Origin of the sequence: Streptomyces sp. NPDC006140 (assembly GCF_040628815.1) — a bacterium.
Lineage (GTDB): Bacteria > Actinomycetota > Actinomycetes > Streptomycetales > Streptomycetaceae > Streptomyces.
In genome coordinates this window covers 134930-148260 of record NZ_JBEXTS010000011.1, presented here as the reverse complement: position 1 = coordinate 148260, position 13331 = coordinate 134930, and the positions used below count along the sequence as shown (strand labels likewise).

Sequence of the window (13331 nt, the reverse complement as noted above, 5' to 3'; positions counted from 1 at the left end):
AGCCGAAGTCGCTACCCGGCACAGTTCGTACCTGACGACGAGGGGGGAGGGCGCATGGCCCGTTCGGCGCGTGCGCAGGAGGAGATACGGCGCTTCCTGGACATCGGGGCGGTGCAGGTCGCGGAGCTGGACCTCGACGGTGACGAGGCGGTGCTCAGACCGGGTCCGGGCAGCCCGCCGGTGACGCACGGGGAGGTGTTCGTGCTGGTCAGACGGCAGGGCCGGCCCGTGGGCACGCTGCTCGGGCGGGTGCCGGAGGGGGCGGACGCCAGGGCGGTGCTCGCGGCGCGGGCGCGGGCGGAGTGCCCGCCGGGTGCGGTCGAGGGCCCCGGGGAGCCGCCGTTCACGAGTGTCGTCGTCGCCACCCGGGAGCGCGCGGGGCAGCTCGCCCGCGCGCTGGACTCGCTGCTGGCGCAGGACCATCCGCGGTTCGAGATCGTCGTCGTCGACAACGCGCCCGTGACGGGCGAGACGCGGCAGCTGGTCGAGCGGAAGTACGCCGAGCGCGTGCGGTACGTGTGCGAGCCGGTGCCCGGTCTGGCGGTCGCCCACAACACCGGCCTCGCGGCCGTGGCGGGCGAGGTGGTCGCCTTCACCGACGACGACGTGGTCGCCGACCCGCGCTGGCTGACCGAGCTGACCGCGCCCTTCGCCGCCGACGCCGGACTCGGGTGCAGCACCGGGCTGATCCTGCCCGCGCGGCTGACGACCCCGGCCCAGGTGCTGCTGGAGAGCCACGGCGGCTTCGCGAAAGGCTTCACTCCAAGGACGTACGACCCGGCGCACCCGCCGGTCGACGAGCCGCTGTTCCCGTTCACGGCGGGGCGGTTCGGCTCGGGTGCCAACATGGCGTTCCGTACGCGGGTCCTGCGCTCCGTCGGCGGTTTCGACCCGGCCACCGGTGCCGGGACGGCCGCCCGGGGCGGCGACGACCTCTACGGCTTCGTCCGCGTCCTGGCCGACGGGCACCGGCTGCGGTACACGCCGTACGCCCTGGTGTGGCACCACCACCGGGAGACCTGGCGGGACCTGGAGACGCAGGCGTACGGCTACGGCGCCGGGCTCACGGCGTATCTCACCGCGGTGCTGGTGAACCGGCCCGCGCTGCTGCCGGCGTTCCTCGCGAGGCTGCCCCGCGGCCTCGTCCACGCCCGCGCGCTGACCGCCGTGCGCGAGACGGAGGGGACGGGCGGCGGGGGCATGCCGGGCGATCACGACGTGCGGACGCATCCCTGGCCGCGGCGGCTGTCGCGGCTGCAGCGCCGGGGGATGGTGTACGGGCCTGTCGGCTATGTGCGGGCGCGGAGGGCGCTGCGCCGGACTGGTGTTCAGGGGGCGGGATGAAGACATCGGCACGCGAACGGGGCGAGGGGCAGGGGGACGGCAGAGGCCGGGCGGAACGGGGGGCGCCGGACGGTGAGGGCCCGATATCCCCGGGGCGTTCAGCGGCTCCGGTGAGCCGGGCTGACGTCCGCGCTCCGGCCATCCCCGTGTTCCTGTACCACTCCGTGATGGACGACCCGCCGGACTGGATCGCGGAGTTCACGGTCACGCCGCGGCAGTTCGCGGCGCATCTCGACGCCGTCGTGCGCAGCGGGCGCACGCCCGTCACGATCAGCGCGATCGCCGACCATCTGGCCGGGCGGGCGCCGCTGCCGGCCCGGCCGGTGCTGCTCACCTTCGACGACGGCTTCGCCGATCTGCCCGGCCCCACCGCCGAGGCGCTGGCCGAACGCGCGCTGCCCGCCACCGCCTACCTCACCACCGGCGCCATCGCCCCGGGCGGCCGCAGTCTGCTGCCGCCCGCCCCGATGATGACCCTGGCCCGGGCGGCGGAGCTGGAACGTTACGGCATGGAGATCGGCAGCCACACGGTCACCCACGCCCAGCTCGACACGCTGTCCGCGAAGGACCTGGCGTACGAACTGCGCACCTCGAAGGCCGTGCTGGAGGACGCCCTCGGGCACGAGGTCCGCCATCTCGCCTACCCGCACGGCTACAACAGCCCGCGGGTGCGGGCCATGTCGGCCCGGGCCGGCTACGAGACGGCGACCGCCGTACGCCACGCGCTCAGCTCCGACCGCGACGAGCGGTACCGCATCGCCCGGCTCATCGTCCGGCGCACCCACACCGTCGCCGACGTCGAGAACTGGCTGGCGGGCGCGGGCGCCCGGGTCGCGCCGTACCGGGACGGGCCGAAGACGATCGCGTGGCGGTGGTACCGGCGGGCCCGCGCGATGGCGCACGGGCCCGAGTTCGCGGGCTGACCGGGCCTACTTCAGGGGCTGGTTGAGGTACGGGTCGGCGACCGCCTTGCGCAGGCTGTCCCAGGCCGCGTCGTTCGCCAGCGCGAGGTTGCAGTGCGGTCCGGGGTCGCGGTAGTTCCACTGGAGGGCGGCCTTGACGCCCTCCAGGCCCTTCAGCACCCCGGGCACCTGCGCGTACCACTCGGCCTGCCGCTGCGGGCGGGCCGAGTCCGCGGCCGTGCCGAACTCGGAGAGCATCAGCGGCTTGTCGTCGGAGATGTTCTGCCGGATCCAGTCGTGCGTGGCGTTCTGGGTCTGGGCGAAGGTGAGCCAGCCCGCGTCGTGGCAGCGGTAGTAGTTGTACTGGTTGTAGCCGATCCAGTCGACGTAGTCGTCGCCGGGATACATCTTCTTGATCACGTCGGCGTGGTCGAGGTACCCGGTGGTGATCCACGTCCACACGACGTTGTCGACGCCCAGCTCGCGGAACCGGTCGTGGATGTGCCGGTACGCCCGGACGAAGTCGGCGGGCGTGCCGTTGGCCGGGGTGCGGGTGTCCATCTCCAGGTCGAAGGAGAGGAACACCTTCTTGCCGTAGTCCTTGATGCGCCGGGCCTGGACGTCGATGACCCGCTCGTCCAGCTCGCCGGCCGCGATCTGCTTCCAGGTCGGCTGCTGCTTCTTCGTGCCGCCCCACCACTTGCTCTCCCAGGACAGCAGCAGCAGGTGGTCCCGGCCGACGCGCTGCTCCTCCGGGGTGAGCAGCTGGCCCTCGCGGCGGGTGCCCTCGGCCAGGGACATGTCGTGGTACGTGTACACGATGTCGAGCGCGCGGCCCACGCGCTTCTCGTAGGCGCGCACCTTCTCGGGCAGGTCGTCCCGCTCGTGCGGCACGAACGCGCCGAACCAGGCGCCGCAGGGCGGTTCCAGCAGGGCCGTGGGGCGGCAGTCGGCGCCGGCCCCGGCGGCTCCCTGTTCCGGTCCGGAGGCGTTCCGGAGGGCGAGTACGGCGACCAGGACCGCGCTGACGACCGTGGCGGAAGTGATCAGCAGGCGGCGCCGGCTCGAGGCGAAGGGGCCGGCGGCCCGCTCCTGTTCTCCGGGTGGCTTCCTGCGGTGCTGTCCGGTCGTGAGCGGGTCGCGGCGCAAGGGGCGGTGGCTAAAGGGACGGTGGGGACGGTTGAACCTCACTGAGCAGAACCCTTCGGTGTCCTCGGCGTCGTCCTGGGCGGCGGGGAGGCGCGCAGCGGCGGACAGAACGCGGCGAGCGTGGTCAGCAGCGTCAGCGTCAGCAGCACCCGCTGTGCGCTGAAGGTGTGCGTGGCGATCAGCACGGTGGCGACGAGCATCACGGCGCCGATGCTCAGGAACAGCACCAGCATCAGCCGTTCCAGCAGGTCGGAGTGGCGGGCGAAGTCCGGGTCCCGGCGCTCTACGGGCCCTTCGGCGGGCCGTGCTCCCAGCGCGGGGGCGCAGACCCTCACCACGGCCGCGCCCGGGCCCGCCGCCAGGAAGAGCACGACCGCGGCGCCCCGCAGCGGCGATCCGCCGGGCAGGGCGAGCGCGGCGAGCGCCAGCCAGCCGCCGAACGGCGGTGCCATCCTGACCACGAGCTCCTGCGGTGTCATCGCTCCGCTCCCCCCGCCTGCTTCAGTTCGTAGAGCCATCCGGCGCTGTTCTCCGCCACGAGCCGGAACCGCGGCGAGACGTCGACGGACGTCCGGATGCGGTCCAACTGCGCCCCGGTGAGCTGCCCGTTCATCTCGGAGTTGGCCAACTGCCCCTGTGTGAGGAGGAAGTAGGCCCGGGCCGGCCGCTCGATGCCGGCCATGTCGCTGGCGAGGGTGGCGGCCGGGTCGCGGACGATCCGGTCGACGTGACTGCGGGCGTCGTCCAGGAACCAGTAGTGGTCGATGCTCCAGTAGGAGGCGTACGCGTGCGGGTAGTTGCGGTTGGCCGCCACCACGAGCGACCCCTCGGGCGCCTGGTCGAAGAGCTGCCGTACGAGGGCCACCTCCTGGGGCGGGAAGTAGTTGATCCGGTCCTTGCCCGAGTAGCTCGGCACGAACGCCAGGGTCCCGAGGAGCAGGGCGGCCGACGGCACCCACGCGACCAGCCGCCACCAGCGGCCTTTCGCGGGCGGCGCCTGTCGGCCGCCGGCCTCCTGCGCGGCGGCGTCGGCGGCCAGGGTGCGGACCTTGGGCAGGATCGCGGCGGCGGCGAAGAAGGCGGCGCCGGGCAGCATGAACAGCAGCACCCGGAAGATCATCTCGCTGCCGTAGCTGCTCGCCGCGAACATCGGCAGCGGGGCGGCAGCGACCAGCAGCAGGGGCCGGGCCCGGTGACGCAGCACCCGCTGGCGCAGGACGCCGACGGCCGCGAGCAGCAGCACGGAGCCGGACAGCAGCCGGGCCGCCCAGGACGTCGCGATCGCGCCGGCGCCGGTCGGGGTGGCGCCGTAGCCGGTCTCGACGTTGGCGCCGACGTCGCCGACGGAGCGGATCATGTCGGGCATCGCCGCGGACAGGAAGGGCAGCGCGGCCGTGAGGCACCAGGCCAGGAAGATCACGACCGTGGTGACCACCGGGACCCAGTCGCGGTAGCGGCGGCTCAGGCCCAGGGCGAGCAGGCAGACGACCAGCATGCCCGGGGTGAGCTGGTGGGAGATGACGATCGCCGTGATCATGACGGTGATCACCACCGTCCACACGGCCTGTCGCGGTCGCCCTCGCCGCACGGCGGTCCGGCCGAAGCGGCGCAGCACCACGGCCAGGACGCCCACGTGCAGCGCGTACGCCACGGACTGGGGCGAGAAGTAGTCCTGCCCGACCCAGTTGGCGACGTAGAAGAGCCAGACCGCCGTCCAGATCAGCCGCCGGTCCTCGGTGAAGGTGCGGTAGATCAGCAGCAGCGGGAGCAGCAGCATCAGGCTGGAGACCAGGGGCCACCAGGCCATGAACATCGCCGCCGACTCCACGCCCAGCAGCCGCACCAGGGCGGCCTGGGCGGCGAAAAAGCCGGGCCACTGGTCGTACACCGCCATGTCGCCGACCTGGTCGGCCGTCTGCAACCCGCCGGCCGTCAGCAGGTGGTCGATGACCGCCTCGTGCTTCCACGCCCAGGCGTACAGCGGGGTCGGGTAGACCACGGCCTGCGTGGCCCGCTCCATCACCAGCAGCCCGAGGACGTACGCCGCCGCCCAGGCACCCGGGCGGCGCGGATCGCGGACCGTGCACCAGAAGCCGGCCGTGAGCACCACGAGTCCGGCCCAGAACGCCGGGTGCAGCGCGGTGACCAGCCCGTAGTCGTCGAGCCGGGAGACGTCGGTGTGCCGCACGGCGTACACCCACAGCGCCATCGCGACGAGCAGCGGCACCCCGGGCCAGGTGAGAGCGCGGCGCCGGGACCAGGCGGGGGGCAGGTCGGACAGATCCGTCACGGGCTCGTGGGCGGGGCTCGACGACTCCGAGGAGGAGGGGCTGGAGGACTGGCTGGAGGTCTCGGGGTCGCTGCCGGGCATGTCCGCGCCGTCCTGTGCGGGTGTGGGCTCTGGCGTGGATCTCTCCCGTGGAGTTGCTGGCGGACGCACGGCGGTTCCCCCCTGGCGGTTCGGCTCTGTTCGGCTCTGGGTCGGTCAGTCGCTGGATCGGCCGTTCGGTTGTCTGCGATGCGGTGGCCCCCAGGCCGTCGCGGCACGGCGGCAGAGCGGCAGGAGCAGGACGGTTGCGGCAAGGACGACGAGCAGGGGCGGCGCGACCGGTGCGAGCGCCTCGCGCCACACCCAGCCGCCGACCGCGACGAGATACAGAACCCCCCAGCGCCCCGCCCACGACAGTCGCCGGCCCGCGCTCGCGAGCAGCAGCCACAGCGGCACGAGGCACAGCAGCAGGCAGACCGGCGGTGCCCAGCGCAGCAGCGGCTCGGGGCCGTCGAGCCCCACCGCGTCCGCGAGGAAGCCGGCCGTCTTCTCGTACAACGCGCCGTCCACCGGCCGCGGTTCCCGACCGAGGGCGACCGGTGCGGCGTACAGGGCGAACAGCGCGGCGTACAGCGCCGTGCCCGGCAGCCACGCCTCGCGCCGGGTGCACAGGGTGACCGCGGCGGCGAACACCACGAGCAGCAGGCCGCCCGCCGTGAGCGACGGCAGCGGCAGACCCTCCAGCAACCGGCGCCCCGTCAGCGGCGTTTCGGAGGCGCCGTCGAGCCAGGGCAGGTCGCGCAGCGGCGCCCAGAAGAAGACGGCGGCGACCCCGAGCAGGCTCCACAGGGCGCCTCGCAGCCGCCGCTCCCGCGTCCGGTCGTCGGCCCCGGCCGGTTCCTCGCGCAGGAGCGTGCCCTCCCGCGCCGCCCCGGGGCCCTGTCGGTCCTCGGCCGCGTCCGCCATCGCCTCCGCGGCGACCTGCTCGGCACCGGTCCCCTTCTCCCCCGCTTCCGCTTCCGGGTGGTGCGGCCGGACGATCAGCGCCAGGGTGTCCGCCTGCAGCGCCTCCCGCTCGTATCCGGGGCGGCCGATGAACAGCGTGACCGTGTCCTCGTCGCCGTCCTTGGGCTGGTAGGCGGCCCGGCGGGCCCAGGCCGTGCCGTACCCGGCCGTGGTGTTCAGCCGCGCCCAGCGGGTGCCGTAGGAGGGGGCGGCGGGCGTACGGACGCCGGGCGCGCCGTCGTTGTGGCGCAGCGCCGCGCGCAGTCCGACCGCGGAGACGACGGCGATCAGCGTCATGCTCAGCAGCACCGCCCAGCCGGCGCCCGCGATCCCGGCCGGCGTGAACAGCACGGCCGCGCTGCCCAGCACCAGGGCGCACATGGCGCCTTGGAGCGCGGCCAGCACACCCGTACGCCCCTGGACGCGCAGTACGCCGATGTACAGCTCCACCACCACCCGGGGCAGCGCGCCGAGGGCGAGCAGCCGCAGCACGGTCGAGCCGTGCTCGGCGTAGTCCGGGCTGAACGGCGTGAGGATGTACGGGGCGAACAGGACGAGCACCAGCACGACCGGGACCAGCAGCAGCGTCATGCGCCGCAGGGCCCCTTTGACGCCGTCGGCGAGTTGGCGCGGGTCATGCGAGGCGTGCGCGGTGAGCGAGGAGGCCATGTTGATGGCCATGAACTCCATCGTGCCGCCGACGGTGTACGCCACGTAGAAGTAGCCGTTCTCCGCGGCGCTGAAGCGGACCGCGACCATCACCGGCAGCAGGTTGATCATGGCCAGGCTGAACAGGGCGCCCAGCGAGTCACCGGCCAGGAAGCGGCCCATCTCCCGGACTTTCGGGGGGTCCTTGTCGCGGTCGGCGGCGGCCTGGCGCGGGATGAGCCGGCGGAAGATCAGCCAGCCGAGCGGCAGGGTGGAGAAGGCGATCGCCACCGCCCAGGAGACGAAGATGCCGAGGACGGGCAGCGTGCCGGCGAAGACGGCCAGCAGGGCCAGCTTCCCGACCGAGAACACCGCGTTCCCCGCCGGGACCCACTCGGCCTTGCGCAGCCCGGTGAGCACCCCGTCCTGGAGGGTGAGCAGCGCCCAGGCCACGCACGCCGCGACGAACACCGCCCCCGCCATGGGCGTGCTCAGCGGCGCGTACGACGCGCCCCACGCGTCGAGCGTCAGCAGGAAGACGGCCGCGGCGAGCGCCACGACCAGCGAACTCGCCGCGTACGTGCCCCACACCAGGCGTCCGGTCTCCCGCCCCGCGCGCGGGACGAAGCGGACGACGGCCCCGATCATCGTCGTCGCCGTGATGCTGGCGAGCAGTCGCATCGCGGCGATCGCGGCGGAGCCCTGGCCGACGGCCTCCTCGGAGTAGTAGCGGGCGGCCACCAGCCAGAACCCCAGGCCCAGCACGGCGGACACGCCGGTGCTGAGCATGAGGAAGTAGGCGTTCTTGAACAGCGAGTCGTGGCTGTGCTCGCCGTCGGCAGGCTTCGGTCCGCCGCCGCTCTCGGCGCGCGCGGCGGCGGGCTCGTGCACCTGGATCTCAGCCACGGGACTAACCCAGCCCTCCCGGTGTCGGCCTGCTCCGGGACAGCTCTCCCGGTGCTTCGACCGGTCGTGCCCCCGACCGCTCCAGCACCTCGACGACCGTCCGCGCCCGCAGCGGGTCCACGGGCAGCGCGTGCCGCGCGAACCAGCGGGCCGCCTCCGGGGCCGGCGAGGGGTCGGTGAACTCCGCGCCAGCGTAGTCGTCCAGGGGCGGGTCGTAGAGGTAGCCGACGACCACGCCCCGCCGCGCCAGGGCGGCCATGGCCGCGTCCCGGTCCGCCACGAACAGCGGGACGCGGAACAGCGGCTGCGTCCCGTACGCCGCCCTCGGTTTGGCCCAGGGCGTGGACAGCAGCAGCTCGGTGCCCGCCCGGCAGGCGTCCAGCACGTCGTCCAGGTCGTCGAGCTTGTGTCCGATGCGCCGCAGCCGCAGCCGGCCGGACCGCAGGCGGTAGTCGTGCATGTCGACGCGCACCCACGGGTGGTGCGCGTCGAGCCCCGGCGCCCGGCGGGCGGCCCGCGCGAGTTCGTCCGGGCGCAGCGGCATCCGGATCTCCTCGCGGTCCGCCAGCCCCAGCAGCCGGACCGCCGCCCAGGCGGCGCGCCGCAGCCGCAGCCCGCGCACCGCCGCCTCCGCGTACGGCCGGACCGCGAAGGCCAGTTCGGAGCTCAGCCGACCCGGAACGAGCAACTCCGAGCAGGTTCTCTCCACCGCGTCCCGCAGCCCCGGGTCGGCGAGCGACAGCATGCCCCCGGCCTTGGCGCCCACATGCTTGGACAGGCTGAACACGGAGGCCTCACCCCACGCCCCGACCGGCCGGTCGCCGACCCGGCTGCCGATCGCGTGCGCCGCGTCCTCGAACAGCGGGATGCCCAGCGCGTCGCACTTCTGCCGCAGGCGCGGCGCCGGATCCGGGTTCCCGTACAGGTTCGTCGTGAGCACGGCCGACACCGAGCCCCAGACCTCCTCGGGGACGGCATCGATGTCGATCGACGCGTCGAGCGGGTTCAACGGCGCCTGCACCGGGCGCAGTCCGGCCGCGAGCACGACGAAGAAGATCACGTCGTCGTTGACCGGCGACATCAGTACCCGGCCGCCGGGCGGGCACCAGTGGCGCAGCGCCACGTACAGCCCGAGACGGCACGACGGTACGTACACACATTCCCGGCCGAGCCGGACGCGCATGGCTTCTTCCAGCCGCTTCGGCTGTACGCCACGCCGCACCGAACCCGGACCGGCCTCCCCAATGGCCATCCGCCCCCCTGGTGTGCCGTCGGAACGCCCCCTCCCCGAGGCCTTCCGGCACCCGCCCAGAGTCGCCCCGTTCGCACCGCTCCGTCAAGATTGCGTCGCGTCCTGTGGATAACTTCCGGCACGTACGCATGTGCGGTCCCGCCCGCCGCGCCGGTCGGGGTCGTGCGGGCCCGTCCGATCGCACCCTGGCCCACCTGCCCCGTTCGCCCGTCCGAGCCTCCTCGGACTCTGCCCGGGACCGCCGTGTCACCCGTAACGTGTGGCACAACCACGAACACGTGGCGACGACATGGCACACCCGAAAGCGAGGCAGCACCCGATGCCCCCCTTCGATGTCCCCGAGGGCGATCCCTTCGGTCCGCACAACCTGCCGTACGGCGTGTTCTCCCTGCCCGGCTCCTCGCACCGGACCGTGGGCGTCCGGCTCGGCGACCACGTCCTGGACGCCGGCGCGGCGGCCCACGCCCTCGGCTCCCCGTACGCCTCCCTGCTGGCCCGGCCGTCCCTCAACCCGCTGCTGGCCGCGGGGCGCACGGCCTGGTCGGACGTGCGCCGGGCGCTGACGGCCTGGGTGACCGTGCCGTCCCACCGCGAGACCGTCGAGCCGCTGTTCCACCCCCTGTCCGCCGTGACCCTGCACCTGCCGTTCGAGGTCGCGGACTACGTCGACTTCTACGCGTCCGAGAACCACGCCCGGAACGTCGGGCAGATCTTCCGGCCCGACGCCGAGGACTCCCTCACCCCCAACTGGAAGCACCTGCCGATCGGCTACCACGGCCGCTCCGGCACGGTCGTCGTCTCGGGCACGGACGTCGTACGCCCCTCGGGCCAGCGCAAGGCGCCCACCGACGCGGCTCCCGTCTTCGGCCCGTCCGTGCGCCTGGACATCGAGGCGGAGGTCGGCTTCGTCGTCGGCGTGCCGTCCCGGATGGGCGAGCCGGTGGCCCTCGCGGACTTCCGCGAGCACGTCTTCGGGCTGTGCCTGCTGAACGACTGGTCCGCCCGCGACATCCAGGCCTGGGAGTACGTCCCCCTCGGCCCGTTCCTCGGCAAGTCCTTCGCCACGTCCGTGTCGGCGTGGATCACCCCGCTGGACGCCCTGGAGGAGTCCCGGGTGGCCCCGCCGGCCCGGACGCACGGGCTGCTGCCCTACCTCGACGACGGCGACGAGGAACCCGGCGGCTACGACCTGCGGATCAGCGTCGCCGTCAACGGCCACGTCGTCTCCGAGCCGCCCTTCTCCACCATGTACTGGACGGCCGCCCAGCAGCTGGCCCACATGACCGTCAACGGCGCCTCCCTGCGCACCGGCGACCTGTACGGCTCGGGCACGGTCAGCGGCCCGGCGGACCGCGAGCGCGGCTCCCTCCTCGAACTGACCTGGAACGGCCGCGACCCGCTCGAACTCCCCGACGGCAAGCGGACGTTCCTGGAGGACGGCGACGTGGTGACCCTCTCGGCCTGGGCGCCGGGCCCGGACGGCGTGCGGGTCGGGCTGGGCGAGGTGACGGGGCGGGTGGTCCCGGCCTGACCCCGCTGGACGGCCCGGGTCCGGCCGGCAGTCGCCCCTTCCGGAACTCCCGATCGCGTTCGGCCCCTGACGCACACCGCCCGGCCCGTCATACTGTGCGTCGGGCGGTGTGCTCGCACGGGCGCGGTACACGGCACGTTCGCCGCGCTCACCGCGTTCCCTGGTGCGCTCGGCAGCCGCGTCCTCGGTGGATACGGCAACGGCTTCACCGGTGTGTACGACGCCTGCGTCCTCGGGGCGCAGGGCGACGGCATCACCGGTGCACCCCGCTGCCGCGCCACCGGCGGACACGGCAGTCGTGGCAACGGCAGTCGTGGGAACGGCCACCGGGTCACCGGCAGTCGTGTCACCGGCCACCGGGTCACCGGCAGTCGTGTCACCGGTGCGGGCTGCGACCGCCCTCCACCGCACGACCCGTAGCCGCCCTTCTTCCGACCAGGAACCGGAGTCCGTGGCCATGACCGTCTGCCTGCTCCTGCTGAGCGTTGTCGCCGTGACGGCCGCCGTACCCGTGCCCCGTGCGCTGACCCGGGCCACCTGGCCCGAGCGGGAACCGGTGGTCGCGCTGTGGGTGTGGCAGTGCCTGGTCGCCACGGTCCTGCTGTGCTGCGTGACGGCGCTCTCCCTGGGCGCCGCCGCCGTCTTCGGCACCGTCCGCGCCCAGCTCTTCGCCCCGGCCCCGCCCGCCGTGACCGCCGCGTACGACCTGTCCACGGCCCCGCCGTGGGCCGCCGCGCTCACCCTGCTGCTGGCCTGCGGTGCCGCCTGGACGACCGCGATGCTCGCGCGGGAACTCGTCGAGGCACGCAGGCGCCGCGCCCAGGCCCGCGCCCACCTGCGCGAACGCGCCCCCGACCTGCCGGCCGGCCTGCCCGCCGCGAAGGGGCCCCTGCTGGTCCTGGAGGACGAGTACCCGGACGCCTGGTGGCTGCCCGGGAGCCCGCCCCAGCTGATCGTCACCACGGGCGCCCTGCACCGCCTCACCGGCCACCAGCTCGACGCCGTCCTCACCCACGAGCGCGGCCACGCCCGCGCCCGCCACGACTGGCTGCTGCACCTGTCCACCGCCCTGGCCACCGGATTCCCCCGCATCCCGCTGTTCGCCCACTTCTGCGACCAGACCCACCGCCTGGTCGAACTCGCCGCCGACGACACGGCCTCCCGCCGCTGCGGCCACCTGACCACGGCCCTGGCCCTGATCGAGCTCAACCAGCACCGGGGCGTGCTGTCCTGCGCCTCCAGCCACCGCCTGCTGGGCGAGCGGGTCGACCGGCTCCTGGAACCGCCGCCCCGGCTCGGCCGCCGGCACCGCACCCTGACGACCACGACCGCCGCGCTGGTGCCGCTGCTGCCCCTGCTGATCGCGTTCGCCCCGGGGCTGACGGCGCTGTCGTAGCCGCACCGGCCCGGCGGCCGGTGGCGGAACTGCCGGCGGACACCGCGAAAACCCAGGTCAGCCAGGGAACCGGCCGCCCGCCCGGTGGCGCAACATTTCCGCAACACCCCTTTTCCTATCGGATAGGTATGGTTCGATCCATGCCGACCGACCGCATCCGAGACCACGCCGGGCAGGGCGCCGCGACCACCGTCGCCGCCCACCGCGCGCGGCGCCGGCTGCGCGCCGACCGGGCCCGGCAACTGGCCGACCTGCTCCGCCGGCAGCTGCTCAGCGGCGACTTCGCCGAGGGCGTCCTGCCCCACGAGTCGGCTCTCGCGGCCGACTACGGCACCAGCCGCAACACGGTCCGCGAGGCTCTCGACCTGCTGCGGGCCGAAGGGCTGGTGGAACGCCAGCCGGGTGTCGGCACCGTGGTCGTGGCCCGCAAGTACCCCCACGGCCTCGACCGTCTGATGGGCCTCGCGGAAACCCTGCGCGAACACGGCCACGTCACCAACGAGGTCCGCACCATGGGCCCCGCCCCGGCGCCCGCGCCCGTCGCCGCACGCCTCGGACTCGCGCCCGGCACGGACGTCCTCTACATCGAACGCCTGCGCCGCCTCAACAGCCTGCCCCTGTCCCTCGACCTCACCTACATCCCCCTCGACATCGGCGCGGGACTGCTCGGCGCCGACCTGGAGAACACCGACGTCTTCCGCCTGCTGGAAGCCGTCACCGGCCATCGCCTCGGCCACGCCGAGATCACCCTGGAAGCGGTCAGCGCGGACACCCACTCGGCCGCCGTGCTGGAGGCTCCGCGCGGCGCCGCCGTCCTCATGCTGGAACGCCTCACCCACCTCGCCGACGGCCGCCCCGTCGACCTGGAGTTCATCCGGTTCCGCGGCGACCGCATCACCATGAGCGGCCTGCTGCACCGGTCCGTCTGA

The 13331-nt window shown here is 73.9% G+C and carries 10 protein-coding genes; 5 read left to right on the top strand and 5 right to left on the bottom strand.

All coding sequences use genetic code 11. From position 1 onward, the window contains the following. Positions 1-54: 54 nt before the first annotated feature. Both ABZ386_RS26990 and ABZ386_RS26985 read left to right on the top strand, forming a co-directional pair. Entirely contained in the window at positions 55-1344 is a 1290-nt protein-coding gene (locus ABZ386_RS26990; RefSeq protein ID WP_356502699.1) for a glycosyltransferase, read from the top strand. 167 nt (positions 1345-1511) lie between these two features. Continuing rightward, positions 1512-2267, top strand: coding sequence for a polysaccharide deacetylase family protein (locus tag ABZ386_RS26985; RefSeq protein ID WP_358966203.1), 756 nt, complete (start codon positions 1512-1514; stop codon positions 2265-2267). Between the two features lie 6 nt (positions 2268-2273). Here the strand turns inward: ABZ386_RS26985 and ABZ386_RS26980 are convergent, their stop codons facing one another. The 5 genes from ABZ386_RS26980 to ABZ386_RS26960 all read right to left on the bottom strand — a co-directional run bounded on the left by ABZ386_RS26980 (position 2274) and on the right by ABZ386_RS26960 (position 9475). Then, positions 2274-3395 (bottom strand): glycosyl hydrolase, encoded by a 1122-nt coding sequence (locus ABZ386_RS26980; protein WP_356614530.1) that lies wholly within the window; start codon positions 3393-3395, stop codon positions 2274-2276. 38 nt (positions 3396-3433) lie between these two features. Then, entirely contained in the window at positions 3434-3874 is a 441-nt protein-coding gene (locus ABZ386_RS26975) for a hypothetical protein (protein ID WP_355724877.1), read from the bottom strand. Then, entirely contained in the window at positions 3871-5766 is a 1896-nt protein-coding gene (locus tag ABZ386_RS26970) for a glycosyltransferase (RefSeq protein ID WP_358966200.1), read from the bottom strand. Before ABZ386_RS26970 ends, ABZ386_RS26975 begins: the two co-directional genes overlap by 4 nt. Before the next feature lie 114 nt (positions 5767-5880). Then, positions 5881-8223, bottom strand: a complete 2343-nt coding sequence (locus ABZ386_RS26965; protein ID WP_358966197.1) for an oligosaccharide flippase family protein — start codon at positions 8221-8223, stop codon at positions 5881-5883. Between the two features lie 4 nt (positions 8224-8227). Continuing rightward, the gene (locus tag ABZ386_RS26960) at positions 8228-9475 is read right to left on the bottom strand and encodes a DegT/DnrJ/EryC1/StrS family aminotransferase (protein ID WP_356502691.1); all 1248 of its coding nucleotides are present in this window, start codon (positions 9473-9475) and stop codon (positions 8228-8230) included. 319 nt (positions 9476-9794) lie between these two features. Between ABZ386_RS26960 and fahA the strand changes: the two genes are divergently transcribed. The 3 genes from fahA (at position 9795) to ABZ386_RS26945 (ending at position 13331) form a co-directional block, all read left to right on the top strand. Further along, on the top strand, positions 9795-11006 hold the full coding sequence (gene fahA / locus ABZ386_RS26955; protein WP_114254715.1) for a fumarylacetoacetase: 1212 nt from the start codon (positions 9795-9797) through the stop codon (positions 11004-11006). Positions 11007-11463: 457 nt separating this feature from the next. Next, a complete protein-coding gene (locus ABZ386_RS26950) occupies positions 11464-12402 on the top strand; it encodes a M56 family metallopeptidase (protein WP_358966319.1) in 939 nt (312 codons plus the stop codon). Positions 12403-12542: 140 nt separating this feature from the next. Next, positions 12543-13331, top strand: a complete 789-nt coding sequence (locus tag ABZ386_RS26945) for a GntR family transcriptional regulator (protein ID WP_358966194.1) — start codon at positions 12543-12545, stop codon at positions 13329-13331.